The sequence below is a fragment of the Rhodococcus sp. 15-649-2-2 genome (genome assembly GCF_002258645.1).
GTDB lineage: Bacteria > Actinomycetota > Actinomycetes > Mycobacteriales > Mycobacteriaceae > Rhodococcoides.
The window spans coordinates 88275-105823 of sequence record NZ_NPFM01000028.1; the positions used below are offsets into that span (position 1 = coordinate 88275).

24 protein-coding genes are annotated in these 17549 nt (G+C 62.6%); 15 read left to right on the forward strand and 9 right to left on the reverse strand.

What is annotated here, in order from left to right; all coding sequences use genetic code 11:
• The first annotated feature begins 70 nt into the window (after window positions 1-70).
• Complete coding sequence (locus CH305_RS18080) at window positions 71-1393, forward strand: MFS transporter (RefSeq protein ID WP_094704650.1); 1323 nt, start codon at window positions 71-73, stop codon at window positions 1391-1393.
• Here the strand turns inward: CH305_RS18080 and CH305_RS18085 are convergent.
• On the reverse strand, window positions 1390-2208 hold the full coding sequence (locus CH305_RS18085; RefSeq protein WP_094704651.1) for an alpha/beta fold hydrolase: 819 nt from the start codon (window positions 2206-2208) through the stop codon (window positions 1390-1392). The genes CH305_RS18080 and CH305_RS18085 overlap by 4 nt on opposite strands.
• Before the next feature lie 35 nt (window positions 2209-2243).
• Window positions 2244-2894 (reverse strand): TetR family transcriptional regulator, encoded by a 651-nt coding sequence (locus tag CH305_RS18090; RefSeq protein WP_230592413.1) that lies wholly within the window; start codon window positions 2892-2894, stop codon window positions 2244-2246.
• Window positions 2895-3065: 171 nt separating this feature from the next.
• Here CH305_RS18090 and CH305_RS18095 point away from each other — a divergent pair, with 171 nt between their 5' ends.
• From CH305_RS18095 to CH305_RS18105, 3 genes are all read left to right on the forward strand, one after another.
• Entirely contained in the window at window positions 3066-4178 is a 1113-nt protein-coding gene (locus tag CH305_RS18095; protein WP_032402360.1) for a ferredoxin reductase, read from the forward strand.
• A 61-nt stretch (window positions 4179-4239) separates the two neighbouring features.
• The gene (locus CH305_RS18100) at window positions 4240-5424 is read left to right on the forward strand and encodes an acyl-CoA desaturase (protein ID WP_032402361.1); all 1185 of its coding nucleotides are present in this window, start codon (window positions 4240-4242) and stop codon (window positions 5422-5424) included.
• Window positions 5425-5447: 23 nt separating this feature from the next.
• Window positions 5448-5684, forward strand: a complete 237-nt coding sequence (locus tag CH305_RS18105; protein WP_032379604.1) for a hypothetical protein — start codon at window positions 5448-5450, stop codon at window positions 5682-5684.
• 55 nt (window positions 5685-5739) lie between these two features.
• On the opposite strand, the gene CH305_RS18110 is transcribed toward CH305_RS18105, so the two are convergent.
• From CH305_RS18110 to CH305_RS18120, 3 genes are all read right to left on the reverse strand, one after another.
• The gene (locus CH305_RS18110) at window positions 5740-6849 is read right to left on the reverse strand and encodes a class I SAM-dependent methyltransferase (RefSeq protein ID WP_094704652.1); all 1110 of its coding nucleotides are present in this window, start codon (window positions 6847-6849) and stop codon (window positions 5740-5742) included.
• Window positions 6850-6862: 13 nt separating this feature from the next.
• Window positions 6863-8005: a N(5)-(carboxyethyl)ornithine synthase gene (locus CH305_RS18115; protein WP_094704467.1), complete on the reverse strand. Its 1143-nt coding sequence runs from the start codon at window positions 8003-8005 to the stop codon at window positions 6863-6865.
• 74 nt (window positions 8006-8079) lie between these two features.
• Entirely contained in the window at window positions 8080-9543 is a 1464-nt protein-coding gene (locus CH305_RS18120; protein WP_032402363.1) for an MFS transporter, read from the reverse strand.
• 95 nt (window positions 9544-9638) lie between these two features.
• On the opposite strand from CH305_RS18120, the gene CH305_RS18125 reads away from it, so the two are divergent.
• Window positions 9639-10238 (forward strand): TetR/AcrR family transcriptional regulator, encoded by a 600-nt coding sequence (locus CH305_RS18125; protein ID WP_032402364.1) that lies wholly within the window; start codon window positions 9639-9641, stop codon window positions 10236-10238.
• Window positions 10239-10427: 189 nt separating this feature from the next.
• Here the strand turns inward: CH305_RS18125 and CH305_RS18130 are convergent, their stop codons facing one another.
• From CH305_RS18130 to CH305_RS18145, 4 genes are all read right to left on the reverse strand, one after another.
• A complete protein-coding gene (locus CH305_RS18130) occupies window positions 10428-11612 on the reverse strand; it encodes a site-specific integrase (RefSeq protein ID WP_179278330.1) in 1185 nt (394 codons plus the stop codon).
• 17 nt (window positions 11613-11629) lie between these two features.
• Window positions 11630-11857, reverse strand: coding sequence for a DUF3263 domain-containing protein (locus tag CH305_RS18135; RefSeq protein ID WP_218828604.1), 228 nt, complete (start codon window positions 11855-11857; stop codon window positions 11630-11632).
• Window positions 11854-12279, reverse strand: a complete 426-nt coding sequence (locus CH305_RS18140; protein ID WP_179278331.1) for a hypothetical protein — start codon at window positions 12277-12279, stop codon at window positions 11854-11856. Before CH305_RS18140 ends, CH305_RS18135 begins: the two co-directional genes overlap by 4 nt.
• Before the next feature lie 67 nt (window positions 12280-12346).
• Window positions 12347-13159, reverse strand: coding sequence for a hypothetical protein (locus tag CH305_RS18145; RefSeq protein ID WP_143545298.1), 813 nt, complete (start codon window positions 13157-13159; stop codon window positions 12347-12349).
• Window positions 13160-13337: 178 nt separating this feature from the next.
• Between CH305_RS18145 and CH305_RS18150 the strand changes: the two genes are divergently transcribed.
• The 10 genes from CH305_RS18150 to CH305_RS18185 all read left to right on the forward strand — a co-directional run bounded on the left by CH305_RS18150 (window position 13338) and on the right by CH305_RS18185 (window position 17403).
• Window positions 13338-13610, forward strand: coding sequence for a helix-turn-helix domain-containing protein (locus CH305_RS18150; protein WP_094704472.1), 273 nt, complete (start codon window positions 13338-13340; stop codon window positions 13608-13610).
• Between the two features lie 80 nt (window positions 13611-13690).
• Window positions 13691-14494: a phage antirepressor N-terminal domain-containing protein gene (locus tag CH305_RS18155; protein WP_179278332.1), complete on the forward strand. Its 804-nt coding sequence runs from the start codon at window positions 13691-13693 to the stop codon at window positions 14492-14494.
• A complete protein-coding gene (locus CH305_RS18160; protein ID WP_094704474.1) occupies window positions 14491-14775 on the forward strand; it encodes a hypothetical protein in 285 nt (94 codons plus the stop codon). Before CH305_RS18155 ends, CH305_RS18160 begins: the two co-directional genes overlap by 4 nt.
• Window positions 14772-15002, forward strand: coding sequence for a helix-turn-helix domain-containing protein (locus CH305_RS18165; RefSeq protein WP_094704475.1), 231 nt, complete (start codon window positions 14772-14774; stop codon window positions 15000-15002). Before CH305_RS18160 ends, CH305_RS18165 begins: the two co-directional genes overlap by 4 nt.
• Window positions 14999-15256 carry a DUF1508 domain-containing protein gene (locus CH305_RS28755; protein ID WP_143545299.1) on the forward strand — a complete coding sequence of 86 codons (258 nt, stop codon included), beginning with the start codon at window positions 14999-15001 and terminating at the stop codon, window positions 15254-15256. Before CH305_RS18165 ends, CH305_RS28755 begins: the two co-directional genes overlap by 4 nt.
• Window positions 15253-15591, forward strand: coding sequence for a hypothetical protein (locus CH305_RS28760; protein ID WP_143545300.1), 339 nt, complete (start codon window positions 15253-15255; stop codon window positions 15589-15591). The genes CH305_RS28755 and CH305_RS28760 overlap by 4 nt, the downstream gene beginning before the upstream one ends.
• Window positions 15592-15888: 297 nt before the next feature.
• Window positions 15889-16524: a hypothetical protein gene (locus CH305_RS18175; RefSeq protein WP_143545301.1), complete on the forward strand. Its 636-nt coding sequence runs from the start codon at window positions 15889-15891 to the stop codon at window positions 16522-16524.
• A complete protein-coding gene (locus tag CH305_RS29075) occupies window positions 16521-16688 on the forward strand; it encodes a hypothetical protein (RefSeq protein WP_179278333.1) in 168 nt (55 codons plus the stop codon). The genes CH305_RS18175 and CH305_RS29075 overlap by 4 nt, the downstream gene beginning before the upstream one ends.
• Window positions 16685-17014 (forward strand): hypothetical protein, encoded by a 330-nt coding sequence (locus CH305_RS18180; protein WP_143545302.1) that lies wholly within the window; start codon window positions 16685-16687, stop codon window positions 17012-17014. The genes CH305_RS29075 and CH305_RS18180 overlap by 4 nt, the downstream gene beginning before the upstream one ends.
• On the forward strand, window positions 17011-17403 hold the full coding sequence (locus tag CH305_RS18185) for a hypothetical protein (RefSeq protein ID WP_094704479.1): 393 nt from the start codon (window positions 17011-17013) through the stop codon (window positions 17401-17403). Before CH305_RS18180 ends, CH305_RS18185 begins: the two co-directional genes overlap by 4 nt.
• Window positions 17404-17549: the final 146 nt, after the last annotated feature.

The following is a 17549-nucleotide window of genomic DNA, read 5'->3' on the forward strand; positions in this document are numbered from 1 at the left end:
TATGCAACGTGGTGACTATGCAACTAGGTGCACCAAAGAATTCGGATTCCGCGGTCTAGTGTTGGCAACCATGGGAACCCAGCCGGAGGCCGCCGTCGTCGGAGTCGCAACCACTCGTAAACAGGTCACTGCCTGGGGATTCTGGGATTGGGGCTCGGCTGCGTTCAACGCCGTGATTCTCACGTTCGTGTTCTCGGTGTATCTCACCGATGCGGTCGGTGACGACCTGCCCGGCTCGATCTCGGCCACCACCTGGTTCAGCTGGTCCATCGCACTGTCGAGCGTCGTCATCGCGCTCCTCGCGCCGGTCTGCGGGCAGTACTTCGACGCGCGCGGCAAACGGAGATGGTTGCTGGGGGTGTTGACCGCACTGACCGTCGTGGCCATGGCCGGTCTGTTCTTCGTGCAGGACAACTATCACTATCTCTGGCTCGGTCTGTTGCTGCTCGGTCTCGGATCCATCATGTTCGAGTTGGCCAGCATCCCGTACAACTCGATGCTGCGGCAGGTCTCCACTTCGGAGAACATCGGTCGCGTATCCGGATTCGGTTGGGCGATGGGCTATTTCGGTGGAATCGTGCTGCTTCTCCTGTGCTACGTGGGCTTCATCGTCGGCGACGGCGACACTCGGGGCTTGCTGGGGTTGACCACCGACGGTGGCCTGAACATCAGACTCGTCGCCGTACTCGCGGCCGTATGGTTCGCGGTCTCGGCCATCCCGGTGATGTTCGCAGTTCCCGAAGTGCCCAGGGCCGTTGCCGATCCCACGGCTGCACAGGCCGGGTTCGCGGAGTCCTATCGCGTCCTCTTTCGCGATGTGCGCGAGTTGTGGAGTGCAGACCGGCGCGCCGTCTACTACCTGATCGCCAGCGCACTGTTCCGAGACGGACTGGCAGGTGTCTTCACCTTCGGGGCCGTTCTCGCCGTCAGCGTCTACGGCATCGGCGCGGCGGACGTACTGCTGTTCGGCGTCGCCGCCAACGTCATCGCCGGCCTCGGTGCCATCGTCGCCGGCCGGTTCGACGACAGAATCGGACCCAAGAAGGTCATCGTCTTCTCGCTCACGTCCATGATCGCGGCCGGCACCATTCTGCTGTTCGTGTCGGGACCGACGATGTTCTGGATCTTCGGACTGATCCTGTGCCTGTTCGTGGGGCCCGCACAATCCTCTGCGCGTACCTTCCTGGCCCGACTGGCACCTCCTGGGCGAGAAGGTCAGTTCTTCGGACTGTTCGCGACAACGGGTCGTGCCGCGTCGTTCCTCGCGCCGTCCCTGTTCGGCCTGTTCGTGTGGATGTTCGACGCCGACCGGGCAGGTATCGCCGGGCTGATCATCGTCCTTGCCGCCGGTCTGCTGGCGTTGCTGAAGGTGCGGGCTCCGGAGCAGGTCTAAGCGGAGTCGATACGGGCCAGGATCTCGGTCGTGAGTTCCCCGGGGGCTTCCTCGGGGATCCAATGGGAGATGCCGTCGAGTTCGACGAATCGGTACGGCGCATCGACGAATTCGCCGCAGCGCTCGGCACCGGCTCGGCCGATGGCGGTGTCGCCGTTGCTCCAGACGTACGTGGTGGGGACGGTCACCGGAGGGAGGTTCGCGAACTCCCTGGTCATCGCGGCGTACCAACTCGATGCGGCCGTCAGTGCCCCGGGGACGGTGAGATGCCGAACGTACTCGTCGTCGAGGCTCTCGGCACCGAACATCGCGCGCAGACGCTGTGCGTCGTTCTCCACCAGAACTCGCTCGGCCTTCTCCGGCTTCCGGAGCAGGCCGAAGTACTGCGACCGCTCCTGCTGATCCGGATCCTCGCGGATGGCCCGGTTGAACGCCGCCGAATGCGGAACCGATGCCGCGGTGAGCGTGCGGACACGATCGGGGTGCTCGGCCGCCAGGTGCCAGGCAACCACCGCACCCCAGTCGTGTCCGACCAGGTGCGCCGACGGTAGATCGAGCGCGTCGAGCAAACCGAGGATGTCACCGGTGAGCTGCTCGATGCGATAGTGCTCGACCCCGATCGGCCGGGCTCCGGGGGAGTATCCCCGCTGATTGGGCGCGATCACGCGACAATCCGCGGCGACGAGTCCGGGGGTCACGCTGGTCCACGACGCGTTGGTTTGCGGAAAGCCGTGCAGCGCAACGACTGGAACTCCATCCGAGGGGCCCGCCATCGCAACTTCGAATACGTACGCGCCGACACTTACCTCGGACATGAACTTCCCTTCGTGGACGTGTTCTTCTCGAACGGTCAAGCCCGCCGTGGTTCCCATCGGCTCATCCCGAGCATGATCATGCGGATCTGCTTCTCGGTTCGCTCGATCAGATCCTTCTCGTTCTGACTACCCGGTCTGTCGATTTCCAACAGGCCGACCACCGCAGTGAGCATGGTCGAGACGAGCAGATCGGCGGTCATCTCCAGATCGGCGACGTCCCACTGCTCGAGACCGGGCATGCGGGAGAGATCGATCGTCAGCTCACTGACGAACAGTCGCAGCTCGGTGGCGAAGGCACGACGAACCTCGGTGACGCCGCCGTACCGCTCGCGACTGAGAAAACGGAACTGATCCTCGTGGCTGCGAACCTGGCGGACCAGGATGCCGAAGGATTCGGTGGCCGTCTTGGCGCTCGGGTTGCGACGGGCATCACGCAACATCTGCCGCAGCATGCGCATGCTGTCCTCGACGAGAGCGACGCCCAGATCCTCCATCGAGGCGAAGTGGCGGTAGAACGCAGTGGGAACGATGCCGGCCGATCGGGCGACCTCGCGCAGGCTGACACTGGCGAAGGATCGTTCGCGTAGCAGGTCGAGGGTGCCCTCGATGAGGGCTTGGCGCGTGCGCTCCTTGCGCTCGGCGCGGGTCCCCGGTTCTGTCACAACGTCCAGTTTATGGGCGCGCATCCTGTGACCTTCCTTCCGGTTCTACCCGGACCCCCGTCGACGGCCGTTTTTGCTGTGTAACGACGGTCACATAAACGTTGACAGGTACCGGTGTCGCTCTGTCACACTCATGTTAGTGCACAATCGTTCACTGAATGGGTCGTTGGTTTCGATCCGGTTAGGGAGGATGGAATGACGCTTCAAGAACGTCCGTCGCGAACGTCGGGTTCGCGCAAGTTCTCGCTTCTTTCCCTGTTCGAGGCCATGGCCACACCCCACGCGCTCGATCGGTACCTCGAGCTCGTCGATCCTATGACGACGGTTCGCGACCTACGCGGAGAAGTGACCGAGATACACCGGTCCACCGAAGACTCGTTGACGCTCACCATCCGCCCGACACGTCAGTGGAAGGGCTTCAAGGCGGGTCAGTTCGTCCAGGTCGGTGTCGTCATCGACGGTGTTCGGCAGACGCGCTGTTACTCGCCCGCCTGCTCGCAGTACCGCAAGGACGGCCGGATCGAACTGACGATCAAGGCGCATCCCGAAGGCCTGGTGTCGCAGTACCTGCACAAGAACGCGCATGTCGGCCTCGTGGTCAGCCTGTCGCAGGCGGACGGCACGTTCGAGCTTCCCCAACCACGCCCGGCCAAGACGTTGCTGATCAGCGGTGGCAGCGGCATCACGCCGGTGTTGTCGATGCTCAGGTCGCTGCTGGACGAGGGGTACAGCAGCGACCTGACCTTCCTGCACTACGCGTTCACCGAGAACGACGTCGCGTACAAGAAGGACCTGGAGAAGATCGCCGCCGAGCACGAGAACGTGAACATCGTCTTCGCGTACACCGAGCAGAAGACGGGCGGCGACCTGTACGGGTTCTTCGGCCAGGAGCACCTCGATGCCGTGGCACCGTGGTTCGCAGACGCGGACACGTTCCTGTGCGGCCCTCCCGGACTCATGAAGGGCGTGAGGTCTTTCTTCGACGACGCAGGCCTCGGCGAGCGACTGCACCTCGAGGAGTTCACGCCGTCGTTCGCCACCGTCGGCGACGACGTCACCGGAGTCACCACGTTCTCCGGGAGCGATGTGTCCTCGGAGAACGACGGCGAAACGCTGCTCGAGCAGGCAGAGGCCGCTGGTCTCTCGCCGGCCAACGGGTGCCGGATGGGAATCTGCTTCACCTGCACCTCGGTGAAGAAGTCCGGCTGCACCAAGAACATCAAGACCGGCGAGACCGACACCGAATCCGACAAGAAGATCCAGCTCTGCGTGTCCGTCGCCGTCGGCGACGTCGACATCGACATCTAGGTCCACCCAAGACATTTCGACACACAGACCATCTCGACCCGATCGAATTGGAGATCATCAGATGCTCGGAACGATTCTCTCGATCCTGCCCACCGCGGTCCTACCGTTTCGCCGCAACGAGACACTGCCGGACGCGCCTACCGTGCTGACCTACGAACAGGTCGAGGAGCTCGGCCGTGAGCTCGACGACCTGCGTGCCCGAACCGTCGCCAAGCTCGGCGACGAGGACCGCGAATACATCTACAAGATCATCAAAGCGCAGCGCGGCCTGGAGATCACCGGACGCGCGTTGATGTACCTGCCGTTCCTCCCGCCGGCATGGCTCGCCGGTGTCGGTGCCCTCGGCGTTGCGAAGATCCTCGACAACATGGAGATCGGCCACAACGTCATGCACGGCCAGTACGACTGGATGCGCGAGCCCGGTCTGAACTCCGAGGTGTTCGAGTGGGACACCGTCTGCCCCGCAGACCAGTGGAAGCATTCGCACAACTACATGCACCACACCTTCACCAACATCGTCGGTATGGACCGCGACATCGGCTACGGCATCCTGCGGATGGACCAGGAACAGAAATGGAATCCGTACTACCTGGGCAACCCGGTGTATGCGTTCCTGTTGATGACGTTCTTCGAGTGGGGCGTCATGCTCCACGACCTCGAGACCGAGAACATCGTCGCGGGCAAGCGCAAGTGGCACGACGTCAAGCCGCTGCTGCAGGGCATGTGGCGCAAGGCGGGCAAGCAGGCGCTCAAGGACTACGTGATCTTCCCGGCGCTGACCGGACCGTTCTTCGCGTCCACCGTGGTCGGAAACGTTGCTGCGAACCTGATTCGCAACGTGTGGACCTACTCGATCATCTTCTGTGGCCACTTCCCGACCGGAGTCCAGACCTTCAGCCAGGAGGAGACCGCCGACGAGAGCCGCGGCGAGTGGTACGTGCGTCAGATGTTGGGATCGGCCAACATCGAGGGAACCCCGCTGTTCCACATCATGTCGGGCAACCTCTCGCACCAGATCGAGCATCACCTGTTCCCGGACCTGCCCGCGCATCGCTACCCGCAGATCGCGCCCGAGGTCAAGGCGTTGTGCGAGAAGTACGACCTGCCCTACAACACCGGCGGCTTCTTCCATCAGATCGGTTCCGTGTGGGGCAAGATCTTCAAGCTCGCCCTGCCCAATTCGCTCACGGGGTCGGCAGCTCCGGCCAGTGTTATCGTCGAGCGTAAGAAGACCAGCGCAGCGTGACGACTTCGAAGGGGGCGGTCCTGTTGGTGGGAAAGTTCGAGCGCAACAAGGACACCGTGCAGGAGTTCACCGAATCTGCCGCCAATCACGTCGGCCGGATCGTGGTGATCATCACCGGAGCCGTCCGCGATGTCACCCGTGAAATCGGAGACCTGATCACCGATGGCATCGAAATGCGGGAAGCGGCGAAGAAAGCGGAGCGTGACGCCCCGCTGGGCACCGTGATCAACGGAGAGTTCGAGACTCGCGACCGTCGTTGAGGTAGAGCACTATCGACAAAGCCGCCCGAGTAATGCTCGGGCGGCTTCGTCGTATCTAGCGGCGGTGCAGTCTCCACAGTGACGTCGTCTCGCGCGAGCGGGCCTCGTGCAGCACATCGGAGGAGTCGGTGACTCGCGAGTGCGTCGGTGTGGTGTCGCTACGGTCGACAACCACCAGCCCTGCAGCGTCGAAAGCCCCGAGAAGGTCTGCGCGCGTGACCAATCCGAGCAGTTCGGCGAGATCGGACAGAACCAACCATGCTTCGCCGTTCGGTGTCAGGTGCCCACCGAGGCGGCTCAGGAACGACTTGAGCATCCGCGAGCCCGGGTCGTAGACCGCGTGCTCGATGCCCGACGTCGGCTTCGTGGGAATCCAGGGCGGATTGCACACGATCAATCCCGCGCGCCCGGTCGGGAAGATGTCGGTCTGCACCACCTCGACTCGATCGGTGCAACCGAGTGCGTCGATGTTCTCTCGTGCACAGGCGACCGCCCGCGGGTCCTTGTCGGTGGCGACCACCGAGCTCACGCCGCGGCGGGCGAGTACTGCAGCCAGAACGCCCGAGCCGGTACCGATGTCGAACGCGCGGTCCGTGGGAGGCAGTGGTGCGTCGGCGACGAGTTGGATGTACTCGCCGCGAATGGGGGAGAAGACCCCGTAGTGCGGGTGGATCGAGGCGTCGAGAGCCGGGACGAAGACGCCCTTGCGACGCCACTCGTGTGCGCCGACCATGCCGAGGAGTTCGCGCAACGAGAGCACGCACGGCGCGGCATCGGGGCCGATGGCCTCCGACACTGCGGCCTGGACATCCGGTGCCCGGCCGAGATCGAGGCGGGCACTCGAATCGAGTTCCATAAGAAGCATTCCGAGCACTCGAGCGCGGCGCGCCTGGTTTTGGCGATGCAGATGAAACTGCTCGGCGGGCGACGCATCGAGCGACCGTTTGGCGGGCGGAACCCGACGGGTCATCGCGGACAACAGTTGTCGCGCATTGTTGTAGTCACCGCGCCACAGCAGAGCTTCGCCGATCGTGGCCAGCTTGTAGGCCACGTCTGCGGTCGTCGAATCGTCGACGATGCGCACCGCACGAGGCGCGGGAGCGCCGTTCTCCGACTGCCAGCGGGAGGTGCGTTCGCTCCCGTCCTCGACCCAGGTGATGCTCATGTCGCGCTGTCGTTCACGCTGCAGTGTGCGGGTACTCCGCACTGCGATGTTGGAAGGCAAGGATATTGGGGTTGACGATGACGCCGCCCCGGATCTCGATCGATCGCTCGATGGTGGAATCGGCGCTCCACGCCGAGGGGCCGTCGAGCACGATCCGAAAGTACGGCAGCAGCGATTCGCTGATCTCCCAGGTGGCCGAATTCCACAGATAGGACGGACTGTGGTCGACGGCGTAGTACCGCACGTTGTCGCCCACTGTGAACATGGGATCGGCGAACGCCGTGGGCTTGGCCCACTCGAATCCCATACCCTCGTCGCAGGAGACGTCCACCACGAGGGTCCCCGGTGCGAGGGTGGGTAGGTCCTGGTTCGTCAGGAACGTCAATGGTGAATTGGTATCCTGTAGAACACAATTGACGATGACGTCATGGTCGGCCAGGAAGTGTGACAGTGGTACTCGACCGTCCGGAGTGAGTGCTCGACTCTGGCGAGGGTCGGCGTCGTCGAGATCGAAATTGACGATGTTGGCCGAATGGATCGGCGAACTGACCGCAGTGACTCCGCGTTGGGTGAGAACGTCCACATCGTGAATGCCGTGGGCGTTGAGTGCGGTGACCGCACCGCGAGCGGTGGCTCCGAAGCCGATGACCGCAGCACGCAACCGGCGGCCGTAGTCGCCGGTGGACCCGATCAGTTGCAGTGCATGCAGCACGGAGCAGTAGCCGGCCAATTCGTTGTTCTTGTGGAAGACATGCAGATTGAACGAACCCTCGTTGGTCCAGTGGTTCATGGCCTCGAAGGCAATCAGTGTCAGCTTGCGATCGACGGCGATCTGCGTGAGCTTCTCGTCCTGCACACAGTGGGGCCAGCCCCACAGTGTCTGCCCTGGGCGTAAGGATGCAAGATCCTCCGCCTGCGGCTTGGGCAACAGAATCACATCGCACTCGGCGATGAGCTCCTCGCGTGTGCGAATGCCTCCTACTTGGCCGGCCAGGTGCTCGTCCGAAATTCCGAACGGTTCGCCGTAGCCGGATTCGACGAACATCCGGGCGAGGATATCGGCGTCGATTCGATCGAAATGCAGTGGATGAATCGGTAGTCGACGCTCATCGGGCTTGCGCGAACGTGAGAGGACTCCGAGAGTGAGCTGATGCACGTGTGACCCTTCGTTACCTCCAAGTCAACCACAGCGAGCTGGGACGGATTACGTTCGCGCTGGTCAGGGCGTAGTCATCGTTCTCGAGTGAGCTCGGGTACCTCGGTTGCGATGACGGTACGCGCTGGTGCCGCACGCAACGTTGGGATGAAACCGGCCAGGACCAAAGACAGTACGGCGGCACCGGCCGCCACGCCCATTGTGACGTGGAAAGCCGCTTCCGACGGAATCTCCCGGCCGCCGGCACTGACGGTGAGCTGAGCCAGAATGACGCCGGCGACCGCGCTGGCGAACGATGTTCCGAGAGAACGCATCAGCGTGTTGAAGCTGTTGGCTGCCCCGGTTTCCGACGCCGGGACCGCGCCCATGATGAGTGCAGGCATCGCGCCGTACGCCAGGCCGATGCCTGCGCCGATCACCAACGAGATCAGGACCAGGAGCCAGACGGCACCGAGCGTGACAGCACCGACGAGGTAGCCGGCCGCGATCACCGCAGCACCCAGCATCAGTGTCGTCTTCGGTCCGCGCGTAGTGGTGATGCGGGCCGACAGCGGCGCGACGAACATCATGACGATGCCCGAGGGGGCCATGACCAAACCCGCGGCGAGAATCGACTGGCCCAGTCCGTATCCGGTCTCGGTGGGCAGTTGCAGAACCTGAGGGAAGACCAGAGACATTGCGAACAAAGCGAATCCGATGGCGATCGAAGACAGGTTCGTGAACAGGATCTGGCGCCGCATGGTCACTCGGAGGTCGACGAGGGGTAGCGGTGTGCGTAGCTCCCACCAACCCCAGAACAGAAACGCAGCGAGGGAGAGCGCGAGCATCCCCATCGTCGTTCCGCTGGTCCAGCCCCAACTCGAACCCTTCGATATCGCGAGAAGCAACGACACGAGCGCGATCGACAGTGCCGCGGCACCGGGGAAGTCGAAGCTGCCCCCCGCTCGTACCGTCGATTCGGGGACGACAAGAACGACGAGAACGGTAACGACGACGCCGAGAGCGGCCGACGTCCAGAACAGGAAGTGCCAGTCGGCGTACTCCGCGATCAACGCGGCGGCCGGCAGGCCGAGCGCGCCGCCGACTCCGAGCGAGGCGCTCATGAGAGCGACGGAACCGGCGAGTTTCTCTCGGGGTAGGACGTCGCGCATCACGCTTATGCCGAGGGGGATCACACCCGACGCGAGACCCTGGAGTACCCGGCCGACGATGAGGGGCAGGACGGTGTCACTGAGCGCACCGACGACAGAACCGAGCACGAGAAGGGCGAGTCCGACCAGGAGTAGGCGGCGTTTGCCGAACATGTCGCCGAGGCGACCCATCACCGGGACGGCAACCGCGCCGGCCAGAAGCGTTGCCGTCACGACCCACGCGGTGTTCGCTGCAGAGGCGTTCAGCAGTGTCGGCAGCTGCGGAATGATCGGAATGACGAGTGTTTGCATCAATGCGACGACGATGCCGGCAAACGCCAGGACTGCAACAATCCCGTTCGTGCCGAGGGTTTTCGGTGCCGTGTCGTCGGGTGAAATTGCAGACATGCCGCTCCTCTGGTAATTGGTTGGTAAAGTATTTAAACCGGCTGACTTAAATAAGTTAAGTCATGTGATTGAACATGGCAAACGGAAGGGTGCACATGCACAGCGACGACACACGCGAAGTGATCCTGGTGGCCGCCGAACGGCTGTTCGCCGAGCGTGGCGTGTTCACGGTGTCCAATCGTCAGGTCAGCGAGAGTGCAGGACAGCGGAACAGTTCGGCCGTCGGCTACCACTTCGGGACCAAGGACGACCTGGTACTGGCCATCGTCGAGAAACATGCGCGGCCTATCGAAGAGCGCCGCGTCCGGATGCTGACGGAGGTCGAGGGGTCTACCGATCTTCGTGACTGGGTGTCGTGCCTCGTCCTTCCCTACATCGAGCATCTCGCATCGATCGGTGAGTCCTCGTCCTACGCTCGGTTCAGTGCGCAGGTGATGACGGATCCGACACTGCGCGGACTGGTCTACGAGACCGCACTGGAATCGCCTGCCCTACGTGGGATTCTGGAGGGAGTGCGGAGCTGCGTCGGCGATCTCCCGGAATCGGTGCGCAGGACGCGCGGAGACATGGTGAGGCAGCTGATGGTCCACATGAGCGCTGAGCGAGAGCGAAGCAACCCCCGCGAGTGGACGGGCTTCGGGACGGATCTGGTGGATGCCATGGTCGGGCTGTGGCGCGCGTCGGTCACCCAGTGACTTCGCTGGGATCGGTCGCAGCGAACCGAAAGTGCGATGTGCATTTCGACTGGTCAGAGTGTGCCCCCGGCAGGATTCGAACCTGCGACCAAGGGATTAGAAGGCCGTTCGATGGGTTTCACACTGCTTCACAATGCTAACTATTCCCCACCTTTCGCCAGCTCGGGCCGGGTTTATGCCTGCCAGTGCCTACCCATGCTTCACCACCCTTAACACCGGGTTTGCTGTACGAACTGCTGTACGCCGGTTGAGAGCCTCGGCCACTGCGCCCCACTGCGAATTCCCCAGATGTGAGTACCGCATCGTGACGACGATCGACGAGTGGCCCATCAGCGTGCAGACCTGAGCGAGGTGGATCCCGGCCCGGATGAGCGTTGAGGCGTACGTGTGGCGAGTGTCGTGGACCCTCGCGTGCCCTACTGGAATGTCACGACCCTGACTGTCCCTTACGGCTGCGCGGCGGCAGCCTCGCTCCCAGCGGCGGTGCCGGAAGTTGTGGCCATCGATCGGCTTCCCGTCGGCCTGGGTGAACACCAGACCGGTCCGGCACTTCGTGGATCCGTTGTGCACGATCGGGCACTGCAGAGCAGGCGCGCTGTCTACACGGAGTTGCTCGAGCAACATCACTACTTCGTCGGGTATGGGTACTGCCCGCATCGCGTAGGACTTCGGTGCCTTCATCGACCTGTCTTCGGGGTCGTAGGCGTGCCGGACGTGAAGTGTCTTTCCGTCGAGGTCGATCGACTCCCAGTGCAGGCCGATGATCTCCCCGAGGCGGAGTCCGGTGCCGAACGCCAACCGGACCAGTACGAGGTCCTGGCCGTCGAGCTCGGCGCAGATAGCGTCCTGCTCGTCGTCGGTCAGATACCGCTCAGGTGACACCCCGTCCTTCGAGATCTTGACGTCGAAGCACGGGGACTTGTCGAGCACCTTCGCAGTCACAGCGGCCCGCATCGACGACGACAGGAGTCGGTAGCACTTCGTGACCGTCGACGCCGACAGCGGCCGCCCCGCCTCGTATCGGCTGGTGGTGCGTACCCCACCGGATCGACGGAGCTCGTTCACCCACTCCTGGATATCACCCTGAGTGATGTCAGCGAGCGGTACGTCACCCCACTTAGGTCGGACGTGGTGTTCGATCTTCGACATGTCCGCCTTCAGTGACTGCGGCGCGACGGATCGTCGGGCGAGCCACCGCGGTTCCCACTGTGCCCAGGTGATGGTGCGGGCTTCGGGGGAGCGGGGGTTGATCCGTGCATCTTCCTCGGCGGACGCGGCCTTGGACAGGGCCTGCCGTTCGCGGGGGAAGGTGCCGGCGGATCGTTCCTTGCCGTAGGCGTCTCGGTACAGCCCTTGGAACTTCCCCGATGACAAACGACGAGTCCACGCCATTATCCGGCCCTTCGTAGTTTTGCTCGGCTGTCGCGGATGCGGCGCAGGCTTTTCACGAGCACGGGGTCGGCCTTCAAGGCGTCCGGGTCGTCGAGCAGTGCGGCGAGAATCTGATAGTAGCGTACAGCCGACAGGCCGAGCTGGTCACGAATGTCGGCTTCTTTGTTGCCTGGCGCTGTGTACCAACGCTTTTCGAACTTCAGGATCTCTGCCTGTTGTGGTGTCACGGCTGTCTCCGTTCGAGTTCTTTGTCGATGAATGTGCGCTCGTCGTCGGTGAGATTGCGAACGCGCGTGAGGAGGGTGGGGAGGTCGACCCATAGTTCCTCGGCTGCCTCGTCGTCGATGCGGTACCGATTCCATGCGATGACGTCGACGAGCCGATCGAGTTCGATCAGTCGCTCGGCGGTGATGCGGTCGACGGTTTCTTCCTCGCGCATCGCGAGTCGCAGATCGGCCGGCACTGGGCCGCGTTCGACGTGCACGATCTCGTGAGTGAGGGTGCACCGCCGCTCGCGCTGGTTCGATCGACGGTTGATCTGAATGCCATCGGCCGTCCAGGTTCCGAGACAGCCACTGCCGCCGTCCGGATACGCGACGTGGACGTGTGGGTGCTCGTCTCGGAGGTGTCGCCACGGGTGCCAGGTCATGAACACACCATGCGGTATGACTCCGACAAACTACGCAGGTGTAATTCTTCGACCTGCGGAAACGGCCTTATTCGTACGGAATTCCGAGGCGCTCGCGCTTCTCGTCCTCGGTTTCGCCTTTACGTGCGGCGAGGTGGTAGTCAACCTGATCGCCTTGATCCGGCTTATTCCAGGGTGCAGGCTTGACGCCTGCATTCATGGAGGGTTCGCTGCCTTCCGGGCTGCCGCCTGCGCGGCGGTTGATCGTGCTCGGCGTGCTCGTCCTCGGTTGCGTGATGTCCGTGTCATTGTCTTCCTCATTCTGGTTGTCGGTGGGGGGACGGAACTGGTCTTCCCAGTTGTAGTACCGCGAATTTCCGAGTTCGGTGATGTAGTCCTTCACCATCTGGCGTTCTTCCGCCGTAAACGTCTCCATGCGTTCACGGACCCATTCGTGATCCGCAAGCTCCTGTAGGTCCGCTGCAGTCAACCGTGTACCTGTCCCGCTTGCACTGCGGAGTATCCGAGCGAACAACTCCTGCATCCCTCCAGTCCCCGCGGCTGGATCTGCGTACGGGTCCGGTGGGATTGCAACCTTGTTGGCGTAGGCCTCTTCGTACGTCAGTCCTTGCGACTGTAGGTAAGCGTCCTGGTGCGAAATCTCGATCGGGTCATTTCCCCTGAGGATTTCGGAGATGCTTCCGATTTGCCACCGAAGAATCTTCTCGAGTGGCTCGAGCGTGCCCGCTCTGTAGTCGCCGCCCTTGCCGCCTTCAATTCCTCGCAGTGTCGCGGTTGATGGACCGCCCAAGTTCTGCACTTCCACCTGAGTGAGTCGAAGTTGCTTTCGCCTCTCCCGCACAAGCCGTGCTAACCGCTGTTGGTTCGTCTCGTTGGGCATGGCAAAAGACTGTCAGAACAACCTATGACAGGTCCAGTGACAACACGACAAGTTAGCGCCAGCTTCCCGCCAGTTCAGCGACGCGACAACAAATGACATGGCTGTCATTCCGCTGGTTAACCGCTAACTTTCCGAAAGAACATTGCCAAAATAGCGATGGTTGTCTAGAGTTGTCGCTATGCCAGCGACAGAACCGCTAGGACCGATGGTCCGGATCAAAGACCTCCGACTTGCACACGGCCTGAGCCAAGCGCAGTTGGTCGAACGAATTGGCGAGCAAGGCGTGGCCATCACGGAGGCCGGAATCTCGAATGTCGAGAACGGCAACAAGAAGGCCAGCGACCGCCTACTGACTGCGTGGGCCAAGGCCCTCGGCGTCGAGCCGCTCAATGTGTGGCACGGACCCCTCCGCCCCGCCGTCGTGCCGGGCAAGCCTGGCCGGGCCGCTTAAGTCACCCCGAACGCAGAAAAGCCGCCCCGGTACCAGCGGGACGGCTTCGAGACAGACCAACATTTAGGGAAGGAAAGTCAGTGACTGATCTTACGCAGCTCGTCACAGTTCCGGTAGATGGGACGGCTGGCATCACGGCAACTCTCGTCGACGGAAAGCCGATCGCGGCCTTCAAGCCCGTCGTCGAGATGCTCGGCATGGCCTACTCCGCGCAGCTGCAGAAGCTGAAGGGCAAGTCATGGGCAGTCGTGTCGAAATTCGACACGACTGGATCGGACGGCAAGACCTACGAGATGGTCGGCGTCGACCGCAAGACGCTCACCATGTACCTCGCCACCCTCGATGAGAACCGAGTGAAGGAAGAGTTTCGACCAACGCTCGTCGCGCTCCAGCGAGAGGCGGCCGAGGCGCTCGACTCGTACTTCCACGACGGCGGAGCGGTCAACCCGAACGCGACCGTCGTTCAGCTCGACGCGTTGGCGGCGAAAGCTCAGCAGCGGATTCAGTTGCTCGCTCTCACCAAAGGCCTCGTCGACGACAACTGGCTCGAGACGAAGGTGCGGCATCAGGTCGCGGTCGCTCTCGGCGAAGAGCCGGAGATCGACCCGCTCAAGCGCACGCTCACCGTGTCGGACTACCTCGACGGCAAGGGTGTGAACGTAGCGGGGCAGCGCAAGTTTGCTGGCTCCATGGGCGCTCTCGTCAAGAAGCAGTACCGCGAGCTCCACGACAAGGAGCCCGGCAAGGCAGTCCGATTCGTCAACGGAGCTGACCGAGAGGTCGCGGCATACGCCGAGCGTGATCGCGCACTGTTCGATCGCGCATGGGGCGTGTTCGGGTCTGCAATCGAGCCGCAGTACTTCACCGGCGAGGTGGCGGCATGAGTATCACAAGATTTTCGGATCAAGAGAACCTGCTGGACGGCACGGTCATCATGTACGACCCGGTACCGAAGGAAGGCGTTTACGCGACCATCCTGGGCCGAAACGGTCAAGTGTTCGTGATTGCTTTCGACTTCAAGGATCTGGCGACGCTACATAAAGCGGCCGAGTCTGCGTTCGACGGTGACCTGAGGGCCACTGCCGAGGATCGGAGTCGAGTCACCGAACGCGGCCTGGAGTACCTGAAGACGATTCTTCCGGAGTCGCCAGAAGGCGAAGCATGAGCGCCCAAACGTCACCGTGGCTGACGGTGCAGGAAGCAGCGGATCGTGTTCGCCGCCACCGCAACTCGGTGTACAAGGCGTTGTGGGCGGAGCAGGCGAAGCTGGGTAGTGGTCTTCGTGGCCGCCAGTTGGTGGAGCCGCAGGGCTCGTGGCTGATTCACGTCGATGATCTGGATGCGTGGGTTGCTGGTGAGGCCCCTGCGCGCCGGTTGCGGAGGTCGGCATGAGTGCCCCGCACGTCATCACCCTTTATGGGGCTCGCGGTATTGGGTTCCGGTGGACTCGCCGCGCCGGCAACCACCGCATCGTGGGTGCCGCCACTGAGGATTACGCATCGAAGCAAGGTGCGGTGAAGAACATGATCACCGCGAATGCTGACGTCGAGGATTGTGTGATCCGGGATGTGACGGGGCTGGTGTCGCCTCGGTCTCGTGCTGCGCGTACGGATTTGAGTCGCGGCCCGTTGGGTGGTGCCGAATGAGTATCACACCCATCGAAGGTCACGCTCCGGATGGCACACGTGACGGGTTGAACGCCTGCGTCTGCGGTACTGCATTCAGCGGCACGTGGGAAGAGCACGTGTCCCGTGAAATCAGGGCAGCCGTGCAGCGCGCGACGATGGTCGACACCTGTGCGCACTGCGGTGATCTCGTCATCACGCACGACCGTGAGAACTGGATTCACTACCGCGGTCCAGGGCGTCGGTTGAACCGTTGTCAGCACACGGTGCCGTACGGGCTCGATGCGACTCCAGCGCATGACGGCGAATACGTCCAGCTCAACGCCGCTCCCATTAAGGGGGACACGAATGTCTGACGACGTAGTTGTGAACCCGAAGGTAGGCGACAAACTCGTGTGCCCAGGTTGTGGCGAAATGTTGACGCTGGACTGGGCCAACGGCTGGCGGAATAGCAACGGCTACGGATGCAGGCCGGCTCGTACAACACACAGTGACCACATTGTCACTCTTGTTGCCGCTGAGGGGGAGTCATGAGCACCCTTCGGGTCGTCACGGTCAACGGTATGCACGTCACTGTCACTGAGTGCCCGCGTCGTTCGGGCTTCGGTCCACGTCCGGTGTTGGCGGCTGTGACGGATGACGGTGTGCGAACTGTGTTCAACACCAATCTGTTTCCGAATGCGGTGGGTCGTGCGCGGGATATGGCTGCGGCGGCCCGGAAGTCGCAGAAACTCGTTGCGGGATACGTATCGGGCGCAGTGGTTGGCGCTTGCTCAGGTCATCGAAGAGTTGGGAGTGAAGGCATGACCATCGAAAGCGGTGCACTCGTGCACTACCACTCAACGGCCCTCGAGCTGGATCGTGGGTTCGACTACAGCAAGGAACATCAGCGCACCGACAAGCCGACCGGGCTGTGGGTCTCGATCGCTGGCGAGGACGACTGGGAGTCGTGGTGCCGGCTCGAGGAGTATGCCGTTGATGCCCTTGCGGTTCCGCATTTGGTGACACTGGCGGATTCCGCGAACATTCTGATCCTTACGACCGTCAACGATCTTGTCGAGTTCGACAGCGAGTACGGCATCGAGTCCACGTACGCCTCGCGGACATACCGATTCGAGGTCGATTGGCCCCGCCTGTACGGGGAATTCGATGGCATCATCATCGCGCCATATCAGTGGTCACAGCGCCACAATGGCCCGCAGTGGTATTGGGGTTGGGATTGCGCGTCGGGCTGCATTTGGAACCTTGACGCGATCGCGGCCTTTGAGCCATCGGTGGTGCCGGTATGAGCGCTATCGATTTCGCGAAGGTTCGTGCTGTTCATCGTCGGGAGATCCGTAACGATCCGTGGCCTCGGCATGAGTCGGATCGTCGCATCCTCGCGTTGGGGTTCTGCTCGGTGATGGTTGTCGTGGTCGCCGTTGTTACTGCGGTGGCGGTGATGTGGCCATGAGTGAACCACTCGACCTCGACGCGATCCAAGCCCGAGCCGACGCATCCGATGCCGACCCGTGGCCCATTATCGACGACGACATACCAGCACTCATCGCTTGTGTCCGAGAGCTGACTCCCCGCGTGCTCGAGGGGGATTGGGAGACGGTCCGGGATGCACTGGACGCACTGCCGGAAGGTGCGCAGATCCGGTGGGTGACAGGCATCGTCGAGCACGTGGCTCTCGCAATACGTCGCGGCAAGTACTGGGCGATCACGGGCTACAGCGGCCCGCTCACGTCGGAGTCCATCGCCCGCGATGAGACACCCATCGAGGTGATCGCATGACCGAGCGCATCCCGATCGAGTATTTCAGTACATGGCTTGCCACGGGCGAGCGAGGCATCAGCTCCGAAATGATCGCAACGCATCTGACCGGTGTGCCGATCTTGCCTGACCGTTGGTCGAACCGACGTGATTCGCATCCTCACGACCCCAGCGATTTTCGCCGCTGTGAACTACTCCTGAGGGCTGTACCCAAAGCACGTCAGCGCATGGATTCAGTCGGTGACCTCTCGCCTGTATGGCGGAATCTAGTCGACCACTGGGATGAGATCGTCGCCCTGTGCGAAGAGGAGTCGCCGGGGTGCTTCGACGGGCCTCGCGCTGGGGGTAAGGCATCAAAGGCGTACTCGCTGATGAAGGAACTGATCGAGGAAGCGAGGGCTGCCTCATGATCCGCCGCAGCATCCGCCGTCTCCGTCCCCACCTAATCCTCGCGGGCATCCTCGTCGGCGGCCTGGCCGCCTCGCCACTCTGGCAGGTGACGGGATGATCCCTTACCCGTTCCAGTTGCGGACCCGCTTCGGACGATGGCTCCCGA